The organism is Sphingomonas sp. S2M10, from assembly GCF_012650175.1.
Taxonomy (GTDB): Bacteria; Pseudomonadota; Alphaproteobacteria; order Sphingomonadales; family Sphingomonadaceae; genus Sphingomonas.
The window spans coordinates 1-18,615 of the sequence record NZ_JAAILI010000003.1 but is presented as its reverse complement, the minus strand read 5'-3'; the positions used below and the strand labels follow the sequence as shown (position 1 = coordinate 18,615).

19 protein-coding genes are annotated in these 18,615 nt (G+C 66.7%); 13 read left to right on the top strand and 6 right to left on the bottom strand.

The window, feature by feature from the left end; all coding sequences use genetic code 11:
- Positions 1-158: 158 nt before the first annotated feature.
- The 5 genes from S2M10_RS00285 (at position 159) to S2M10_RS00265 (ending at position 3,771) form a co-directional block, all read left to right on the top strand.
- The gene (locus S2M10_RS00285; RefSeq protein WP_168844313.1) at positions 159-317 is read left to right on the top strand and encodes a hypothetical protein; all 159 of its coding nucleotides are present in this window, start codon (positions 159-161) and stop codon (positions 315-317) included.
- Positions 314-1,216, top strand: coding sequence for a LysR family transcriptional regulator (locus S2M10_RS00280; protein WP_168844312.1), 903 nt, complete (start codon positions 314-316; stop codon positions 1,214-1,216). The genes S2M10_RS00285 and S2M10_RS00280 overlap by 4 nt, the downstream gene beginning before the upstream one ends.
- Before the next feature lie 120 nt (positions 1,217-1,336).
- Entirely contained in the window at positions 1,337-2,548 is a 1,212-nt protein-coding gene (locus S2M10_RS00275) for an MFS transporter (RefSeq protein ID WP_168844311.1), read from the top strand.
- Between the two features lie 23 nt (positions 2,549-2,571).
- Positions 2,572-3,225, top strand: coding sequence for an alpha/beta hydrolase (locus tag S2M10_RS00270; protein WP_247650521.1), 654 nt, complete (start codon positions 2,572-2,574; stop codon positions 3,223-3,225).
- A 111-nt stretch (positions 3,226-3,336) separates the two neighbouring features.
- Positions 3,337-3,771, top strand: a complete 435-nt coding sequence (locus S2M10_RS00265) for a cupin domain-containing protein (RefSeq protein WP_168844309.1) — start codon at positions 3,337-3,339, stop codon at positions 3,769-3,771.
- Positions 3,772-3,943: 172 nt separating this feature from the next.
- Here S2M10_RS00265 and S2M10_RS00260 read toward each other — a convergent pair whose 3' ends face one another.
- The 5 genes from S2M10_RS00260 to S2M10_RS00240 are packed head-to-tail and all read right to left on the bottom strand — an operon-like array spanning position 3,944 to position 9,441.
- Positions 3,944-4,987 carry a c-type cytochrome gene (locus tag S2M10_RS00260; RefSeq protein WP_168844308.1) on the bottom strand — a complete coding sequence of 348 codons (1,044 nt, stop codon included), beginning with the start codon at positions 4,985-4,987 and terminating at the stop codon, positions 3,944-3,946.
- On the bottom strand, positions 4,984-5,574 hold the full coding sequence (locus S2M10_RS00255) for a cytochrome c oxidase assembly protein (protein WP_168844307.1): 591 nt from the start codon (positions 5,572-5,574) through the stop codon (positions 4,984-4,986). Before S2M10_RS00255 ends, S2M10_RS00260 begins: the two co-directional genes overlap by 4 nt.
- Complete coding sequence (locus tag S2M10_RS00250) at positions 5,571-5,951, bottom strand: hypothetical protein (protein WP_168844306.1); 381 nt, start codon at positions 5,949-5,951, stop codon at positions 5,571-5,573. Before S2M10_RS00250 ends, S2M10_RS00255 begins: the two co-directional genes overlap by 4 nt.
- Positions 5,948-8,464, bottom strand: coding sequence for a cbb3-type cytochrome c oxidase subunit I (locus S2M10_RS00245; RefSeq protein WP_168844305.1), 2,517 nt, complete (start codon positions 8,462-8,464; stop codon positions 5,948-5,950). The genes S2M10_RS00250 and S2M10_RS00245 overlap by 4 nt, the downstream gene beginning before the upstream one ends.
- Positions 8,461-9,441: a cytochrome c oxidase subunit II gene (locus S2M10_RS00240; protein WP_247650520.1), complete on the bottom strand. Its 981-nt coding sequence runs from the start codon at positions 9,439-9,441 to the stop codon at positions 8,461-8,463. Before S2M10_RS00240 ends, S2M10_RS00245 begins: the two co-directional genes overlap by 4 nt.
- A 466-nt stretch (positions 9,442-9,907) precedes the next feature.
- Between S2M10_RS00240 and S2M10_RS00235 the strand changes: the two genes are divergently transcribed.
- The 4 genes from S2M10_RS00235 (at position 9,908) to S2M10_RS00220 (ending at position 13,190) form a co-directional block, all read left to right on the top strand.
- Entirely contained in the window at positions 9,908-10,588 is a 681-nt protein-coding gene (locus tag S2M10_RS00235) for an energy transducer TonB (protein ID WP_247650519.1), read from the top strand.
- A gap of 55 nt (positions 10,589-10,643) precedes the next feature.
- A complete protein-coding gene (locus S2M10_RS00230; RefSeq protein WP_168844304.1) occupies positions 10,644-11,213 on the top strand; it encodes an RNA polymerase sigma factor in 570 nt (189 codons plus the stop codon).
- On the top strand, positions 11,210-12,271 hold the full coding sequence (locus tag S2M10_RS00225) for a FecR domain-containing protein (RefSeq protein ID WP_247650518.1): 1,062 nt from the start codon (positions 11,210-11,212) through the stop codon (positions 12,269-12,271). The genes S2M10_RS00230 and S2M10_RS00225 overlap by 4 nt, the downstream gene beginning before the upstream one ends.
- Positions 12,272-12,389: 118 nt before the next feature.
- Positions 12,390-13,190, top strand: coding sequence for a LuxR family transcriptional regulator (locus S2M10_RS00220; protein WP_247650517.1), 801 nt, complete (start codon positions 12,390-12,392; stop codon positions 13,188-13,190).
- An 87-nt stretch (positions 13,191-13,277) separates the two neighbouring features.
- On the opposite strand, the gene S2M10_RS00215 is transcribed toward S2M10_RS00220, so the two are convergent.
- Positions 13,278-13,991: a secretin and TonB N-terminal domain-containing protein gene (locus S2M10_RS00215; RefSeq protein WP_168844303.1), complete on the bottom strand. Its 714-nt coding sequence runs from the start codon at positions 13,989-13,991 to the stop codon at positions 13,278-13,280.
- Between the two features lie 496 nt (positions 13,992-14,487).
- Here S2M10_RS00215 and S2M10_RS00210 point away from each other — a divergent pair, with 496 nt between their 5' ends.
- The 4 genes from S2M10_RS00210 to S2M10_RS00195 form a co-directional block, all read left to right on the top strand.
- Positions 14,488-16,155: a ShlB/FhaC/HecB family hemolysin secretion/activation protein gene (locus S2M10_RS00210; protein WP_348770498.1), complete on the top strand. Its 1,668-nt coding sequence runs from the start codon at positions 14,488-14,490 to the stop codon at positions 16,153-16,155.
- Between the two features lie 50 nt (positions 16,156-16,205).
- A complete protein-coding gene (locus S2M10_RS00205) occupies positions 16,206-17,957 on the top strand; it encodes a MotA/TolQ/ExbB proton channel family protein (protein ID WP_168844301.1) in 1,752 nt (583 codons plus the stop codon).
- Between the two features lie 22 nt (positions 17,958-17,979).
- Positions 17,980-18,390, top strand: coding sequence for a biopolymer transporter ExbD (locus tag S2M10_RS00200; RefSeq protein ID WP_168844300.1), 411 nt, complete (start codon positions 17,980-17,982; stop codon positions 18,388-18,390).
- 14 nt (positions 18,391-18,404) lie between these two features.
- Positions 18,405-18,615, top strand: a 211-nt coding sequence (locus S2M10_RS00195) for a hypothetical protein (RefSeq protein WP_168844299.1), incomplete at its 3' end; no start/stop codon positions are given.

The window sequence follows — 18,615 nt, the reverse complement described above, 5'->3', positions numbered from 1 at the left end:
CGTCAGGCTCATAACCTGAAGGCCGCAGGTTCAAATCCTGCCCCCGCAACCACCGCTACAGAACGCCACACGCCGCCCTCACGGGCGGCGTTGTCGTTTCCGCCAACACGCAGTCACAGCCCATCATCCACCCATCGCCGTCCGGCCCTACAGCATGCGTGCCTGAAGACCACTTCGCTGGGCATCGCTTCAACGGCGGCCTCGCTTCGAACGGCGTCAACGATCCTCAGCGGTTCACATTGACGGCCTCCTGCAATGTGGACGGCATCTTGGCGTTGTTGCCGGACCCTCTCAACGCGGGCAATATGGCGATGTGACGATCAATCGGGCCGACCTTGCGGACTTCAGCTATTTCCTCGCGATCGCGCGCCACCGCAGCTTTCGGCGCGCGGGGCTTGAACTGGGCGTCAGCGCTTCGGCGCTAAGCCATGCGCTCAAAGGCCTGGAGGCACGGCTCGGCGTTCGCTTGCTCAATCGAACCAGCCGCAGCGTTACGCTGACGGCCGCGGGCGAGGAGCTGCGCTCGGCGATCGGCAGCCATTTCGAGGCGATCGCTTGCGCAGTGGACGTACTGAACCGCTACCGCGAGGATCCGACCGGCCGTATCCGGCTGAATGTTCTGGAACATGCAGCGACACTGTTGCTGGGGCCCGCCCTGCCAAGTTTCATCGCACGCTTTCCCGACATCGAGGTCGATATCGTCGTTAGCAACGACATGGTAGATGTAGTGGCTGCAGGTGCCGATGCCGGCATTCGCTACGGCGGTACCGTTCCCGAGGACATGGTCGCGCAGCGTTTGTCTCCGGACCTGCGCTGGGTCGCTACGAGTGCGCCGTCCTATTTCGAGCGGTTCGGGATACCGTTGCATCCGAATAATCTGCTGGCGCATAATTGCCTTCGCTTCCGTCTGGGCGATAATAGTCGCTACGCATGGGAGTTCGATCAGGACGACGAAAGCCTGGCGGTCGATGTGCCCGGCGCGATCACCGTCGACAACAGCGCTTTGGCGCTTGATCTGGCCCGGCGCGGCGCCGCCATTGCTTATGTCCCTGAGCCGCTCGCTTTGCCCTATGTGAACCGTGGCGAGCTGCAGATCGCACTCGCGGACTGGTCGTCAAGCGGCCCGGGCTTCCACATTTATTATCCTGGGCGGCGGCAGCTCCCAACAGCGCTCCGCCTTCTCATCGACCATCTCCGCGGAGGCAATTGGCAGTGATTGATCGTTGAGCGGTGCTCATCGGTTCATGAACCCGGCGCCGTCTACTTCCCGTTGCCGTCTCTCCTCATAATCAGCGTATCCGGAAGATGCCGGAGCATTGGTGAAGGCGAGACTGCAATGGCGATTAGCGTCAATCGAAAATACGTACCGACGCAGACGCCGCCGCGCGCAAGAAGCGGCGGGTGGGGCGCGGTGGCGGCGCTGACGCTGTGTGTGGCAACGCTTATCGCGTCGGAATTTTTGCCGGTTAGTATCCTCAGTCCGATTGCCGCCGACCTGCGGCTGACCGAGGGGGCGGCGGGCCAAGCGATTTCCGTATCCGGCCTGCTTGCGGTTCTGACGAGCCTGGCGATCACCCCGCTGACGCGCGGCCTTGATCGACGGATACTTCTGCTGGCATTGGCAGCGCTGATGCTCGTGTCGGGTGCAATGGTGGCGCTCGCACCGACCTATGCGATCCTGATGGCGGGCCGCGCGCTGCTCGGCATCGTCATCGGCGGTTTCTGGTCGATGTCGGCAGTGACCGTGATGCGCCTGCTTCCCGAAGATCAGGTGCCTAAAGGCCTTGCGATGCTAAACGGCGGCAATGCGCTGGCGACCACCATCGCGGCCCCGCTTGGTAGCTTTCTCGGCCAGTATATCGGCTGGCGCGGGGCGTTCTTCCTTGTGGTTCCGCTGGCAGCCATTACCTTCATTTGGCTTTGGCGTAGCCTCCCGGGAATGCCGTCGCCTCGGGACGCTCGTGCCGCCAACGGGCTGGCCCTTTTGCGGCGGGCCGAAGCGCGCATTGGCATGTGTGCGGTGGCGTTGCTGTTCATGGGCCAATTCGCTCTCTTCACTTATCTTCGCCCGTTCCTTGAAGGCGTGACGCAGCTCAGCGTTTCGCTGCTCTCGCTGGTCCTGTTGCTCATGGGCGGCACGGGCCTTCTCGGCACCTGGCTGATCGGTCGTGCCATTTCGCAAAGCCTGGCCGCTACGCTTATCGTGGCGCCGTTGTTGATGGCGGCGATCGCCGTTGGCCTGGTCGCCCTGGGTACGAAGCCGCTGCCGACGGCTGCGCTGCTGGCGGGGTGGGGCCTGATTGGGACAGCGGTTCCCGTAGCGTGGTGGACCTGGCTGAGCCGGACGTTGCCCGACGACGCCGAGGCAGGCGGAGGCCTGATGGTCGCGGCCGTGCAACTGGCGATCACGGTTGGCGCGGCCGGCGGCGGACTGTTGTTCGATGCGGCGGGCCATCGGGCGAGCTTCCTGGCCAGCGCCGTCCTGCTTTGCGGCTCCGCGCTGCTCGGTGCAATCAGCCGCCGTCGCGCGAGCCCTTCGTTTTCATGATGTACCGGATCCGGAGAATCCAGATGATCATGCGATTTCAAGATGAGCGCACGGGCCGGCTGAGTCGACGCGGCCTCCTTCAGCTGAGTGGCGCGGCCGTCGCCGCAACCGCGCTGGCGATCTGCGGCCCGTTCGGCGCGGTGAAGGAGCAGTCATCCGGGCTCTACGCCCAAACGATGGCCGAGCGCGGCTTCGTCGCGATCGCATTCGATCCGTCCTACACCGGCGAGAGCGGCGGCGAGCCGCGCAATCTGGCCTCGCCCGACATCAACACCGAAGATCTCAGCGCCTCCGTCGATTATCTCGGCCTGGAGTCCTTTGTGGATCGCGAGCGCATCGGCGTGATCGGCATCTGCGGCTGGGGCGCCATGGCATTGAACGCAGTCGCCGTCGACAAGCGCGTACGAGCGGTCGTTGCGGTCACGATGTATGACATGACCCGCGGGATGTCCAAGGGCTATAACGACACCGTCACGCTCGAGGAGCGGACGAAGACTCTCGAGCAGTTGAGCCGTCAGCGCTGGCGGGATGCCGAGCAGGGCAGCCCTGCCTTCGCCGCCGCCGCCGAGCCGAAGGAACTGATGATCATTCCTGGCACGAACCAAGTCGATCTTTACGACCGCAAGGAAAGAATCCCGTTCGACAGCATCGCCAGCTTCTTCGATCGGACCCTCTAGCCCATGCACATGGGATTCATTCTGGTCACCGCGACCCTTGCATGCGTTTGGCTGCCGGAGGCGGTGGACGCGCAGGCGCGGCAGCATTCTTCACGACAAGGAGCTCCTCGCATGGAAATCGATCGCAAATCAGACCTGAAAACCCTTGATGGACCGGCGGAGTACTTCACGGGCAAGGCAATGATCACCGGCCAGTTCCAGCGGCCCGAGCCATCGCGCGTCAGCGGTGCCATCGTGCATTTCGAGCCCGGTGCGCGAACGGCCTGGCACACGCACCCGGCGGGACAGACGCTGATCGTCACCGACGGTATCGGCTGGACGCAAATCGAGGGTGGACCCAAGCTGGAGTTCCACGCGGGCGACATCCTGTGGTGCCCCGCGGATCACAAGCATTGGCACGGCGCCACTTCCGATCACGCAATGACGCACATCGCCATTCAGGAAACGGTGGATGGCACGCCTGTCACCTGGCTGGAGAAAGTGACCGACGAGCAATATCTCGCCCCGCTGGGCGAGCCGTCGGTGCGCCCGGCGGGCAGGCTCTAGCGGTTCAACGACGATACTTGAACTGTAGCCAAGCGTTGGCCCGCGCAGCCGCCGGGTTGCTCCCGCTGGAGCATGTGCAAATCACATGTGAACGGCCGACGGCATCGACGATGCGCTTACGAATATCCAGAGTGTCTGCACCTTGGGTGAGGACACTCTGGAGGATGGCCCGCTATCCGGACGTATGTCCAAGATACTTCGCTATCCGGTCGACCATCGCTTCGGGTATACGCCGCGCGATTACCGGCATCGTCGCCTGCGATTGGCGGGCATCCACCTTCTTGCCGTCGCCGCGCATCTGCCGAATCCGTGCAGCCAGATAGGCGGGCTTCTGCCCAGCAAGGGCAGGATAGGGCTTGCCCGGTGCATGGCAGCTCGAACAGGCAGGTAGCTGGCGATCGGGGAGGCCTCGCGTAACGATGCGCTCGGCTTCCGCGTCGTGGCGGCCATTCGGCGCTTCCTCGAGTCCCGGCAACGCGGCGAACCGCGCAGCCAACGCAGCCACATCGGCGTCGTTGAGCAACGCGGCGGCATTGGCCATCACGCCGCTCGACCGGCGCCCGTCGCGATAGGCGCGCAGCGCCGTCTCGAGATAGGCGGGGTGCTGTCCGCCCAGGACCGGGATGTCGCCCTGACCACGCCCGCGCCCATCGGCGCCGTGGCAGCCGGCACAGGCCTCGAACCGCGGCGCCCCCGCAATGCCCGCTACGCCGCCGGTTAGCCGGGCATAGTCGGCCGGCGTCATCGTCGGCAGGCGGCGGACGAAGGCGACCATGCGGCGGATCTCGTCGGGGCGATCGCGCGCCGGCCAGGCCGGCATGCCGCTGAACTTCACGCCGTGATCGATGATCCAGTAGAGCTCGCGGTCGCTCCATTCGGACGCGGTGCGGGCGAGGTCCGGTGCCGGCGGCGTTGCCGCCTGGAACACCGCGCGCGGCCGCATTCCCGGCGCGCCATGGCAGGCGGCACAACTTGCGGCGAAATGACCGGCGGCGCTCACCAGCCCTTGCGGATCGGCCGCCGCCCGGGGACTCTCCAGCGCGCTGCGCGTGCCCACCGAATTGCGCATCACCCAGTGCAGGAACCAGTTGGTGATCGGCCAATGCCCGCTGGAGGCAGCGACGTTGATTGCACCCGACCAGCCGACCGCCAGCGCCAGTGCGACGATGCCGGCGAGCGCCAGCGCCGCGCGCTTCCAGGTAATCCGGATCGTCATGCCCGCGCCTCCTGCCGCAGCAGCGTGCCGAGCAGCCCCAGCCCGCCGAGAAAATAGGCCGCGCCGCCCACCAGCAGCATCACCACGCCGGACAATTGCTGGTCGGCGAGCGGCGCGAGCCCCCACGGCGTCTGATGCATCATCGCCGGATAGAGAGGGCGCGGCGCCAGCCCGATCAGCGCGCCGAGCAGGGTCATGTGCATCGAGGTCAGCAGCAGCGCGCCGACGCCCATCGCCCGCGCGCCCGGCGCCAGCACCGCGCTCCACAACAGCACCCCGGCGGCGAGGAAACTCGCCTGTTCGAGCGCGAGCAGCAGCGGCGCATGCGCGGCGGCGGCCCGCAGCACGGGCAGGTGCCAGCTCCACACCACGCCGAGTTCCACCACGCTCATCGCCAGCGGCGTCACGATGTGCGGCAGCCGCTGCGCCGGATCGGCTCGCGTTCCGGCGATGCCGACCGCGATGCACGGGGCCGCCACCGCCACCGCCAGCATGTGCGCGGCCATGTGCCCGGTCATGCCCAGCCCCGCCACCGCCCAGCCGCCGGCGAGCAGCGCGACCCCCAGCGCGAATACCGCGCGCCTCACCGGCAGTCCCGCAGGTACAATACCGGCAGCGCGGTGAACACCACGCCCACCAGGCTCAGCGCGGCGAGCAGCACGGTTGCATAGGCGAGGAAGCGCAGCCGATCGCTGTCGGTGCCGGCCTCGTGCGGCGGATGGTCGCCCGGCGTGCGCGTCTGCACCCAGGCGATCCAGCCCGAAGCGAGGATCACCAGCAATGCGATCGCCGTGCTGCCCCAGAAGATCGCCGGTGAGTCTGCATAGCGCCCCGTCTTGGCGCAGCGCACCGCCGCCCACAGATAGGAAAACAGGAAGTGCACGGCCCAGCCGGTCGGCGGGACGATCAGCGTCCACAAGGTGACGCGCAGCGCGCGGAACCGCCGGTGCAGCCGCCGGATCATGCCACCTCCGGGAACAGGCCCAGCGTCGCCCAGGTGACGAGCGCGGTGAACAGCAGGAAATGCTGGTAGAGCGTGACGTTGCGGATATCGGCGTCGTAGACCGGCGTCGCCCGTCCCGCCAGGCTGCGGGCCAGCGCATAGAGCTGGCCGATCACGCCCACCGCCGCATGGGCGACGGTCCAGCCGGTGAGCGTCCAGACGATGGCGGGGTAGCTGTGCAGCGTCGGGTCGAGCCCGGAATGCCAGGGCCCGGCCAGCCCGGCGGGAATGGCCGCCAGCCCGGCGATCGCGCCGGCGCCGAGCAGCAGCCGCGCCGCGCGCACCGCGCCCCGCGTGTTGCTTTCCCGTGCCGCCAGCGTCGCCGCCCAGCTCAGCACCATCAGCGCCAGCGCTGCCATCGGCCAGAACAGGCCCGGCCCTGCCATGCCCAGCGGCGGAAATTGCGGGTGGACGGTCCAGAAGAAATAATAGCCGAAGACGAGTCCCGAAAAGGCGGTGGCGTCGGCCATCATGGTGATGAACATCGCCCACCAGCCCGGCGCCAGCGGCCCGGAGACATAGAGCGGCAGTTCGATGCCATGGCCGATCGGCTTGCACGGCTTTTCGGGGATTTCGGCGGTGTGCCACAGCCAGAACAGCACCATCCCCAGCGTGACCACGCCGGCCGCCAGCGCGGCCCAATAGAGATGATAGGTGGTGAGGATGAACACCGCGCCCAGCGCCGCCGCGGTCGCCATCGGCACGAAGGAGGGTGTCGCCAGCCGGATCACCGCGATCGGCCGCGCATCGAGCACCGAGGTGATCAGCGATTCCCGCCGCCCTTCCTCGGCATCGGGCAGGAAGAAGCGGCCTTCGTCCACCTTCTTCACGAAGTCGGGCTGGTCCCAGATCGGATAGCGCGTCTCGATCAGCGGGATCGATCGGATGCCCCAATGCTCGCCCTTGGGCGTCGCCAGCCATTCGAGCGTGCCGGCGTTCCACGGGTTGCGCGGGCCCAGCGGTCGCCAGGGGGAGCGCAGCAGGTCGATCACGATCAGCAGCACGCCGAAGGCAAACAGGAAGCTGCCGATCGTCGAGGCGAGGTTGAGCCCGCCCAGTCCCAGCTCGGCCGGATAGGTGAACACGCGGCGCGGCATCCCCATGAGCCCGGAAAGATGCATGGGGAAGAAGGTGAGGTTGGCGCCGGCGAACAGAATCCAGAAGGCGGTGCGGCCGATCCGGTCGCTCAGCCGCTTCCCCGTCACCAGCGGCCAGTAATAATAGAGGCCGGCGAACAGCGGCATCAGCGTGCCGCCGATCAGCACGTAATGCAGGTGCGCGACGATGAAATAGGTGTCGTGTGCCTGCCAGTCGAACGGCACGACCGCCACCATCACGCCGGTCAGCCCGCCGATCACGAAGATGGCGAGGCTGCCGGTCGCGTAGAGCAAGGGCGTCGAGAAGATCACCCGTCCCGCCGCCAGCGTGGCGATGAAGGCGAAGATCTGGATGCCGGTGGGGATCACCACCGCCTGGCTCGCCGCCGAGAAGAAGGCCAGGCTGATCTTGGGCAGCCCGGTCGCGAACATGTGGTGCACCCACAGCCCGAAGCTGAGGAAGGCAGTGCCCACCGCCGCCAGCACGATATAGGGATAGCCGAGCAGATGCCGCTGGGCGAAAGTGGGGATCAGCATCGCGAACAGCGCGATCGAGGGCAGAAAGATCACATAGACTTCCGGGTGCCCGAAGATCCAGAACAGGTGCTGCCACAGCAGCGGGTCCCCACCCCGGCTGGCGTCGAAGAACGGCCAGCCGAGCAGCCGCTCCATCTCGAACAGCAGGTCGCCCGCGATCAGCGGGGGAAAGGCGAACAGGATCATCACTGCGACGACGAGGATGTACCAGGCATAGAGCGGCATCAGGTTCAGCCGCATGCCGGGCGGGCGGCACTTGAGCACGCCGACGATCAGTTCCACCGCCGCGGCGACCGACGAGACTTCGATGAACGACAGCCCCAGCATCCAGATATCGGCGCCGAGGCCCGAGAGATCGGTGCGGGTGGTGAGCGGCGGGTACATGAACCAGCCGCCATCGGGGGCGGCGTTGAAGAAGATCGAGCCGAGCACGAACACCCCGCCGATCAGGAAGCTCCAATAGCCGAAGGCGGAAAGCCGCGGGAAGGGCAGGTCGCGCGCGCCGAGCAGCTGGGGCAGCAGGATGATCGAGACCGCCTCGAACATCGGCACCGCGAACAGGAACATCATCGCCGAGCCGTGCAGCGTGAACAGCTGGTTGAAGGTGTTGGCGGAGACCAGGTCGTTCTCCGGCACCGCCAGCTGGGTGCGCATGATCAGCGCCAGCACGCCCGCGAAGAGCATGAAGGCGAAGGCCGTCACCGTATACCAGGGGCCGACCGAGTCGTTGTTGGTGTCGCTCCAGCGCAGGAAAATGCCCTTGGGCGGCGCCCAGACGGCGCGCAGCCGTTCCTCCTGTGCCCGGCGCAGTTCGGGATCGTCTTGCGCGTGCAGGCTCATTGCAAGCTTCCCAGATAGCGCGCGATCGCGCGGGCTTCGGTTTCGGCCAGCTGCGGATAGGCTGGCATCCGTGCGCCCGGCTTCACGGCAGCGGGTGCGCGCAGGAAGCGCAGGCGCGCAGCTTCGGTGTTGGCAAGCGTGCCCGCGCCGATCGTGGCGCGCGCCGCGAGATGGGTGAAGTCCGGCCCGATCGTGCCGGTCGCAGCAGTGCCGCGGACCGCGTGGCAGCCGCCACATCCGTGCCGGAGGAACAGCGCCGCGCCTGCATCGGCGCGCGCCAGCGCCGGACGTCGCTGCGCCGCCAGCCAGCGGTCGAAGTCGGCGGCCGGCATCGCGACGACGTCGAACGCCATCAGCGCGTGCGACAGCCCGCAAAATTCGGTGCATTGCCCCCGGAAGCGCCCTGGTCGGGTGGCGCGCACAGGCAATTCGTTGGTGCGGCCGGGGATCATGTCCATCTTGCCGGCCAGGCCGGGGATCCAGAAGCTGTGGACGACGTCGCTACCCGACAGCCGGAACAGCACCGTGCGCCCCACCGGGATGCGGATCTCGTTGGCACTCACCACCGCCGTTCCCTCGGCCGGACGATAGGCGACGCGCCACCAGAATTGCTCGCCGGCCACATCGATGCGCAGGTCCGCCGGGGCCACGGCGCGCGGGCGCATATAAGGCAGGCTGAAGGCGAGCAGCGCGGCAAGCACCAGCGCCGGGATCAGTCCGCCGGCGATCAGGATCAGCCGCTCGCCGCCGCGCAGGCTCAATGCCCCCGGCCGGGCGCGTACGGCCCAAGCCATCAGGCCCGCGACGCCGGCGGCGACGAGCAGGCCGCCCGCCACCATCACCAGCGTGACATGGTTGATGCCCGCTGCTTCCTCACCGAACGATGCGAACACCGATTGATGACGGTTGCAGCCTCCCATCGCCATCGCCCAAAGGACGATCGCCAGCCTTCCTCGCCTGCTGGTCCCGGCTTGCATGCCGGCGACCTAACCCACGGGTCCCCGGCACGTCCATCGATTGCCTGGGAGCATCTTGTAATTTATTGTTGCCGCCGTCTGCCACGGGGCGTCGGCACGGACGTTGGCAGCGCGTCGATCTGCGGACCGAGGGCGTCGAGCCCTGCCGCGCATCGTCCGGTTCCGCGAACCATCGCCGGGGCCGATGTCAGAGATTCTTCAGCTCGAGCGCCGCAAGTCCGGATCGGAGCGGGTTGAGGGATCGCATTTGGAGCAGCAACAAGCGCTGGCGCCCAAGTGGCGAAGGGCGACGGCCGACCTTCAGGGCAAACCTGTGCGGCGGTAGCCGGCAAGCTCGCCGTTGACGCTTCCGTCGTGCAGGCTCGGGGTTTCCCTAGTCCAGCCCCGGCCGGCGCTGCGTATGTCACAAGAACGTCCTGAAGGGTGCTTTACAATCCCGCAACAATCTGAGTCGATGCGAGTGGATATGCCTGGTCCCAATAGGATCAACGTTCTCGGCCTGATTTGCTCTTGTGTGAGCCAAGCGGTGCTGTTGGGTGGCATCCTTGTCGGCTTGCTGGACTTCCACCACCACATCCTCGGGACCCGCGCTGCCAGTCGGCCGCCCCTTGTCGTGGAACTCATTCCGCTGGACGAGGGCCTGGCGGGGCGATCGCATCCCAAGCTGCAGCGCATGCCGTTGAAGCCGCTCGCCGGTACGCCTGCACGCGCCACACCCGTGGCCGCGTCCGCACCGCCGGAGCGCATCGCGCCAATGCCGGCGCGCGACGGGGGAGCGGTCGTGTCGCCCGTCGATTTCGCCCCGTCGGCGGCCGAAAGCGGAGCCCGCACGTCCGACCTCAGCACCTATCAGCACCGCCTCTACGAAGCGATCTCGCGCGGCAGCCGCTATCCCGCCGAGGCACGCCGTGCGCATCTGGCCGGGGTGACCACGCTTGCCTTCACTGTCGATCGTGCGGGCGGCGTCATCCAGTCGTGGATTCACAAGAGTTCGGGATCCGACCTGCTGGACAATGCCGCGCTGGAAGCACTCGAGCGCGCGCGACCGCTGCCGCCAATTCCCGCCAGCCTGCCGGCCCGTATCGACTTCGTCATCGAACTCGACCTTTCCACTCTGCAGCAAGCTGCAGTCCAGACCCTCGGTTGAGGAGAGGTCGCATTCGCATCGTGGGGGCCGCTTTCGGCGCGATCGGCGTGCAATCGTGAGCGTATCCGCGCGGGATGCGTTGATTGCGCTGCTCGTCGCGGAATATGGCGAGTTGCGGCGAAGGCTCACGTCCCGGCTGGGATCGGCCGACGCTGCGAACGAGGCATTGCAGGATACCTATGTCCGCCTCCGCCGGGCCGAGGAACTGGCCGAGGTCCGCAACCCCCGATCCTATCTGCTACGCATGGCGATGAATATCGGCATCAACCGGTTCCGCTCGGAAGCGCGCCATCTCTCCGCTGCGGATGTAGCCGAATTGGTCGAACTGCCGGACGATTCGCCCGATCCCGAGCAGATCATCGGCGCGCGCGCCGATTTGAAGCTGGTGGAACAGGCACTGGAAGGACTGCCCGAACGGCGCCGCGCGATGTTTCGCGGGTTCTGGGTCGAAAATGCCGGATACAGGGATATCGCGTTGCAATTCAATGTGTCGGAACGGACCGTTCGCAACGAAATACTGTTGGCTACCCGATATTTACACAAGGTCACAGATGAAATTTTCGTTGATCGCTTGCAAAAAAGCGCGTCCCAGCCTGTCCCGTCTGTAGAGGCGAACGAGCAATGAAGGCGCGGCGCCTTCATGCAAGAGCGAGCGGATGGTTGCCGGAAATGACGCAAGGGCGCGGTTGGACAGATACGGATGCGTCGCGCCTGCGGCTAGAGGCGCTGGAGCATCTGAATCGCCTTCTGTCCGGCGAAGCGACCGATCGTGATGCCGCTGCGCTGATCGCCTGGCGGGCGGAAAGTCGCGCGCATGAAGAGGCATTCCGCGCCGCCGTGCGCTTGCGCAGCCTCGTGCAACAGGTGGAGACGCGGCCGCAGAGCGAGGGGCCGACAGCCGATCCGATCGAGCGTGCCGACGCCGTCATCCTACCCTTTGCCCCCCGGACCCGTCCGCCCGTGCTGAATCGCCGCGGGCTCATCGGCGGTGCGCTTGCCGCCTCGCTCGCGGGCGGTGCGTTGGTCACCGGCCGGCTGCTGGATTGGGTGCCAAGCCCGGGCGAAGCCATGGCGGCCTATCGTACTGGGCCCGGCGAGCGACGCACCATTGCGCTCGACGGGGGCGCTGTCGCGGAACTCAACACGCGGACCAGCATCGACCTGCATAGCGGCATGGCGATGCCTGCCATAGACCTGATCGCAGGTGAAGCGCTGCTGACCAGCGGACGGGGGCGTGCAGCGCTGGTCGCTGGGCCCGGCAGCAGCGTCGTTCGGGGCGGTCGCCTGAATGCACGCCGAGAGGGCGAGCAGGTGTGCATCACCTGCCTGGCCGGCATGGTGGAGATCGCCTGGCGGGAGCAGGGGCGCATCCTGCGGCCCGCCCAGGAACTGCGCTACGACAACGATGCGATCGGCGCGGTGATATCGGGGGTCGACGCCATGGTGCGGACGGCCTGGCAGGCAGGGACGCTGATTTTCCGGAACATGCCGCTGCGCGACGTGGTCCACGAGATCAACCGCTATCGCCCCGGGAAGATATTTGTCGCCGACGCGGCGCTCGCCGCGCGCCGGCTGAGCGGAACCTTCCGCACCGACGATCTGGACGATTTCTTCAATCAGGCGCGCCTTGCGCTGGATGTCCGGGTAACCCGATTGCCTGGCAACGTCGTGATACTGGGATGAAATTTTGCCCCGCTGGCGGTCTCGTCAGCCCTATGTCATAGATTCGAAACAAAAATTTTTTGCACAAAATTGATCCTGCAGCTGTCTGTCCTTTTGGGGAGCATTTGGGGGATTGCGCATGCTTGGCAGCCATGCCGCGCACGGCGAAATTGCGGAGGTGGATCGGCAAGCCAGTATGGCGGGGGAGGTCGACGACATCGTCGATTTCCCCAGGCTGAGCGGGTGCGCATCGGGGGCGGACCTACATGGCTGGCTGTTGCGGTTCTCCCGCAGCCTAGGTTTTTTCGGCGGCCGCTACACCCAGTTCGGCCGGCCGGGATGGGGGCTGGGAGACAAGGAACCCGGCCGGCCGATCCGTCACCTCTCCACCTCGGGCGATGCCGATCGGGAGGACGAGGCCTGGATTCTGGGCGACCCGTCGCTGGCGCGGATTCGCGGCACCTATGCGCCATTCTGCTGGTCGACGCGCGCAGAGCCGCGGTTCAATGCCCGGCAAAACGCGTGGCTGGAGGAGGAGCGGGCACGTGGCGTCTGCGCCGGTTTGGCAATCCCGGTGCAGGATAGTGGTGGGTGCCCCGCCCATATGAGTCTGTTCGGCCGCGACGTCGAATCGGTCCAGTTGCTGATTGCACGGCGGGCGCCCGAACTGGCGTTCGCTGCCGGCCAGTTCCATGCGCTCGCCAAGACGCTGCTGCCGGTTGCAGCCTGGGTCGATCCGGGCCCGAGACTGTCGAACCGCGAAGTCGAATGCCTCAAGCTGGCGGCGCTGGGCCAGACCGTCGATGAAAGCGGACACACGCTCGGCATTTCGGGGCGAACGGTGGAGTTTCACCTGCGCAACGCCCTCGAGAAGCTCGGCGCGCCGACCAAGTTGCGGGCCGTGGTTCTCGCCTTCGGGGTCGGCCTGGCCACGCTCTGATCGGCGACGCCTGTAGCGCGCGCTCCGGGCTGAAAGCCGTCGGTGTTCTGCCTGCGCCGATCCCACCTCGTCGGCCGGGGACCTGCCCTAGCGCGAATCGCCGCCTGACACGCCTCCGCCCTGTCCGCGCAAGACGATCAGCAGAGGCTGCGCCAATGCCTCCGGCGGTGGCGGTACCGCGCGGCCCTGCAGTGTATCCACAATCAACCGGTCGCGGCCGGCATGGCCGCTGCCGTGCCGGATCTTGACGTCGGTGACACGCCCGCCGTCGCTCAAGCGCAGGGCGAGCGTGACCGCGAACCGCACGCGTGCCGTGCGGGGATCATCGCGAAGGCAGGATTGCAGTGCGCGCTCCAGCATGCTGTAATAGGCGAGGCGATCGACACCGTTGAGCCGGACCGCCCGAATCTTTTCACGGACGACCACGCGCCCGAGCGGTACCACCGGGCTGACGGCGCTGCGTTCCGGCGTCGTGATCACGGCGGCGCTGGCGCTGCTGTAGCTTGCGATCAGACCGGTCCCGCGCAGCATCAGCGCCAGCGCTTCCCGAGGGGCGTATCGCCCTTTGAGGCGGCTGGAGTGACGCCCGCTGGTAAGGCTGCTGTCGTAGAGCAGCTGCACGCCGGTGCGGCGGAAATACAGCGTCAGCGCCATGTCGAGCGGCTGTGCGGGAATGTCGAAATCCATGCGCTGCTCGGGCATGGCCCGCTGTGCCTTTGCCGGCGTGAGCTCGCTCCAGGCCAGGCCCGAAGCGGCCAGGATCGTAAGCCGAGCAAGCGACCAGACAGAGGAAGCGACCATGGAAGACAGCATAAGGCGGACCATTCGCACTTGCGAGCGCGCTGTGGTCGGACGCCGTCCCGCCGCACGCCGTCCGCGCCCGACGGCCTTGAGCATCGGTGCGCCCGATATGGCGATCCTCCTGCGGTCATCATGTCCAGGGCAGGGGAGGGGCCGCTATCTGCTCCGATTTGGATGCTATGCGCAGCGATGTGCAAAATGGACAGGGCGTAGATCTTGTCCGGGAGCCCATAATACCGGGGGGTGGCTTGCAAGTATATAAGCGGACGCATGAAAATCGTATCGATGCCCGCAATCGCTGAAATCATTTTGTAACAAATTTTTTTTGCCAAAATCGTCGGTCGAACCTGTCTCTCTTCCAGCAAGTGCGTTCACGTGGGGGAAGAGACACATGGTCGGTAGCGGCGCGTTTTCGCGTGAGCGTAGGCGTTTGCCCAGGGCTGCGGCCCGGTTGGGTGTTCGCCCGGCGCGCGCCAGCGTGCTGCTGTTCGCGAGCGTGGCCGTTGTTCCGCAGTGCGCTGTTGCCCAGCAGGCATCGCCCGCTTCCGCGGATGCGCCAGCGCAGGAGGTGGCGCCACAGGCCGCGCCAGCGTCGTTCCTTATCGCTGCAATCGACGTCTCCGGGGCGACCAAGCTCAGCGCGGCGGAGATCGAAACGCTGATCTATCCCTTTCTCGGGCCGGATCGCACCAATACGGACGTGATCGCCGCGCAAAAGGCGTTGCAAGCGGCCTATGCCGCGAAAGGCTATGAGGCTGTCGACGTCGAGATCCCGGTCCAGCCGAACGACATGTTCAGCCAGGGCATCGTGCAGCTCGCGGTGCACGAGGCGCCGCTCGGCAAGGTCGAGGTGGTCGACGCAAGGCATCATGCAGCGGAAACCGCGCGGGCGCAGGTGCCTTCGCTGGTGGCGGGGCAGCCCATCAACATCGCGGCCCTCCAGCGCGACGTCGCCGAGGCCAACCGCTTTCCGGACCGGCAGATCAGCCCCAAGTTCAAGCCGGGCGCGGTGCCGGGCACGGTGGATGTCGATCTTCAGGTGGAGGATCGCACCCCCTTCCACGCCAGCATCGATCTCAACAACGACAACAGCCCGAACACGCGGCCGCTGCGGCTGACCGGCACCGCCCGCTACACCAACCTGTGGGGGGCGGGCCACACCCTCACCGTCACGGGGTCGTTCGCGCCGCAAAACCGGAAGCAGAGCGCCGTGGTGTCCGGTTCGTACAGTGCGCCGCTGATCGGGACGCCCTGGTCGATTTTGGTCTTCGGCTATCGTTCGAACAGCAACGTCGCGGCGCTGGGCGGCACCAATGTGCTCGGCAACGGCTATCAGATCGGCTTGCGCGCGACCTACAAGCTGCCCGGAGACAAACTCTATCAGCAGCTGAGCTTCGGACCCGACTTCAAATCGTTCAAGGAAAGCATATCGCTGCTGGGCCAGCCGTTGCAGCCGACAAGAATCCGCTACGTGCCGCTGGTCGCCGAATATTCCGCCAGCGGCGTGGGCGAACGCTCGAACTTTGGCCTGACCCTCGGCGCGACCGGCGGTCTGCGCGTGGTCAAGCGCGACGATTGCTTCGAGAGCAACTTCACCGGAGCACCGCCCCCGGACGTGCTCACCTGCCCGCTGGGCAATGGGACCGGCATCGTCGCCGACCAGTTCACCGGCCGCGCGATCGATGCGAGCGAGAACTTCGTCCATCTCAATCTGGACTTCAACTACACCCGCAGCCTGGTCCGGGACCTGCAGGTCGCGCTGCGCCTTTCCGGGCAACTCGCGGATTCGAGCCTCGTCACCAACGAGCAATTCTCGCTGGGCGGCCTCTCCAACGTTCGGGGCTATTATCTCTCCGAGGCCGTGGGCGATGACGGCGTGAACGGCTCGATCGAGCTGCGGACACCCGATTGGGGACCTGCGATCGGCGGCTTCGTCGATAGCGTGCGGCTCTTCGGCTTTGTTGACGGCGGCTATGCCCGGGTCCGCAAGCCGGCGGCGGGGCAGCAGCGTTCGTTCCGCCTGGTCGGTACCGGCGGCGGTATCCGGCTTCAGATCTTCCGATTGGTCACCGGCGAGCTGGTGGTGGGCGTGCCGCTGCGGCGCGGCCCGATCAGCGACCGCGGCGACCCGCGTACCGTGTTCTCGCTCAAGGGCGAATTCTGACAACCGACAGGAAATGGGGGGCCAAGGTGGGCCGATTTCTTCTAGCATGGTTGATCGCGCTGCTTGCGGTCTCGTCTCCGGCGCACGCCCAGACCAGCACGGGCTGGTGGGACAAGGCCTGGCCCTATCGGCGGGCGGTGACCATCGACACCTCGTCCGGCGGCGCGAACGTCAGCGGGGCGATCGGCCGCACGGTGCTGCTCGTGCGACTGCACAACGGCAATTTCAGCTTTTCGGACGCGCTGGAAAACGGGGCCGATCTGCGCGTGATAGATGCCGATGGCAAGACGCCGCTCCCATTCCATATCGAGCGCTACGACGCGACGAACACCATGGCGCTGCTGTGGGTGTCGGTGCCTAGCCTCGCGGGCGGTGAAAAGCGCACGATCTGGCTCTACTTCGGCAACAAGAATGCGCCGGCTGGCGGCAACATCGCCCGCACCTATGATGCGGACACGGTAGCCGCCTATCACTTCAGCGAAGCCGCCGGGAAGCCGGTAGCCGATCTGACCGCCAACGCCAACAACGCCCAGAACGCGGCGCCGGCGATCGACGAGAGCGGCGTGATCGCGCGCGCCGCGCGCTTTCCCGGCAGCGGCGAGCTGGTGATCCCGGCGACGCCGTCGCTGGCAATGCCCGCCGCCGCGCCGTTCACGCTGCAGACCTGGGTGAAGCTGGACCAGCTCGCCGGCGAACAGGCGGTGTTCAGCCGCGGCGCGCTGGTGATCGGCGCGGCCAATGGCGTGCCGTTCGCCCTGATCGGCGGGCAGCGCATCCAGGCGGCCGCGCCGCTGAAGCAGGGCGAATGGGCGCACCTCGCCTTCGTCGCCGACGCCTCCGGTGCACGGCTCTACGTCAACGGCGTCGAGGCGGGCGCGGCGGCCGGCGCCTTGCCGGCGCTCGACGGCCCGATCACGCTCGGCGGCGGGGCTGGGCGTGCCTTCACCGGCGAGATCGACGAGGTTCGACTGTCGAAGGTTGCACGTCCGGCGGCGATGATCGCGGTCGAGGCGCAGGCGGAGGGCCCCGGCAACAAGCTGGTGCTGGTCGCCGATACGGCCGAGCGGCAGAGCGCGGGCGGCAGCACCTTCTTCTATGTGCTCGGGAAGGTGGAGGCGATCGACGCCTTCATCATCGGGCTGTGCCTCTTCATCCTCGTGCTGGCGATCGGCGTCATGGTCGCCAAGGCGCGCTATCTCGGCCAGGTCCGCCGCGGCAATGCCGCATTTCTCAAGCGCTTTCGTGCACTCCACGAACAACTGCGCAGCATGAAGACGGTGGAAGGGATCGGCCCGCGCGAGCAGGCTGTGATCGACCGTGCGCCGCTCGCCCATCTGTATGAAACCGGCATCGAGGAGCTGGAACTGCGCCGCAAGGCGCGCGGCAGCGCGCGCTTCTCGGCGGAGAGCGTCGAGGCGATGCGCGCGGCGGTGGATGCCGTGGTCGTCGAGGAGCAGCAGAAGTTCGACAGCTGGATGGTGCTGCTCACCATCGCGATCTCGGGCGGGCCGTTCATTGGCCTGCTCGGCACCGTGCTCGGCGTGATGAACACCTTTGCCGGCGTGGCGCAGGCGGGCGACGTCAATGTCAACGCGATCGCGCCCGGCATCGCGGCGGCGCTGATGGCGACGATCGCCGGCCTCGCCTGCGCGATCCCGTCGCTGTTCGGGTACAATTACCTGAACACCCAAATCAGCGCGCTCTCGGACGAGATGCGCGTCTTCGTCGACCGGCTGATCGCCCGCCTCGCCGAAATGCAGAGCGACGGCCCCGCGCCGGTGACGGCGATGGCAGCGGAATAAGCCGAACGAGGGGAGACGCATCATGCAGGTTCAGCGCGGCCGCAAGGCCTATGACGACATCAACATCACGCCGATGCTCGACCTCGCCTATGTGCTGCTGGTCATCTTCATCCTGATGGCCACGGCCTCGGTGCAGGGGATCAAGGTCGACCTGCCCAAGGCGACCGCCGCGCAGAGCCTGGTGCAGCCGAAGACGATCGCGATCACCGTCACCAATGACGGCCAGATCTTCATGGACGCCTTCCCCGTAACGCTCGCCGAACTGGAATCCCGGCTGCGCAGCGCCAAGGCCAGCAACCCGGACGTGCCCATCGTGCTGAAGGGCGACCAGGCGGCGCAATATGGCAAGGTCACCGCCGTGCTCGACCTGTGCCGCCAGCTCGACCTGAACAAGGTCGGCCTCGTCACCGGCAAGCCCGGCGGCGCTGGCTGAGCGGAGATAGCGCCATGGTCCTCCCCCAGCCGGCCGGCTTCGATGCGTTCGAGGAACGTTCTGCGCTCCGTGCGGCGCTGCCCTATCTGGTCGGGCTGGCGCTGCTGATCGCGGCGGGCTGGTATCTGTACACGCAGATGCGCTGGATCGGCGGCGAAGCGGTGAAGACAGACCAGCAGACGGTGACGGTCGTACCGCTGCCGCCGCCGATCCAGCGCATCTGCG

Excerpts from the sequence above, each read along its gene's own strand:
- S2M10_RS00275 (WP_168844311.1), top strand. The coding sequence starts at position 1,337 with ATGGCGATTAGCGTCAATCGAAAATACGTACCGACGCAGACGCCGCCG.
- S2M10_RS00270 (WP_247650521.1), top strand. The coding sequence starts at position 2,572 with ATGATCATGCGATTTCAAGATGAGCGCACGGGCCGGCTGAGTCGACGC.
- S2M10_RS00265 (WP_168844309.1), top strand. The coding sequence starts at position 3,337 with ATGGAAATCGATCGCAAATCAGACCTGAAAACCCTTGATGGACCGGCG.
- S2M10_RS00260 (WP_168844308.1), bottom strand. The coding sequence starts at position 4,987 with ATGACGATCCGGATTACCTGGAAGCGCGCGGCGCTGGCGCTCGCCGGC.
- S2M10_RS00250 (WP_168844306.1), bottom strand. The coding sequence starts at position 5,951 with ATGATCCGGCGGCTGCACCGGCGGTTCCGCGCGCTGCGCGTCACCTTG.
- S2M10_RS00245 (WP_168844305.1), bottom strand. The coding sequence starts at position 8,464 with ATGAGCCTGCACGCGCAAGACGATCCCGAACTGCGCCGGGCACAGGAG.
- S2M10_RS00240 (WP_247650520.1), bottom strand. The coding sequence starts at position 9,441 with ATGCAAGCCGGGACCAGCAGGCGAGGAAGGCTGGCGATCGTCCTTTGG.
- S2M10_RS00235 (WP_247650519.1), top strand. The coding sequence starts at position 9,908 with ATGCCTGGTCCCAATAGGATCAACGTTCTCGGCCTGATTTGCTCTTGT.
- S2M10_RS00225 (WP_247650518.1), top strand. The coding sequence starts at position 11,210 with ATGAAGGCGCGGCGCCTTCATGCAAGAGCGAGCGGATGGTTGCCGGAA.
- S2M10_RS00220 (WP_247650517.1), top strand. The coding sequence starts at position 12,390 with ATGCTTGGCAGCCATGCCGCGCACGGCGAAATTGCGGAGGTGGATCGG.
- S2M10_RS00215 (WP_168844303.1), bottom strand. The coding sequence starts at position 13,991 with ATGGTCGCTTCCTCTGTCTGGTCGCTTGCTCGGCTTACGATCCTGGCC.
- S2M10_RS00200 (WP_168844300.1), top strand. The coding sequence starts at position 17,980 with ATGCAGGTTCAGCGCGGCCGCAAGGCCTATGACGACATCAACATCACG.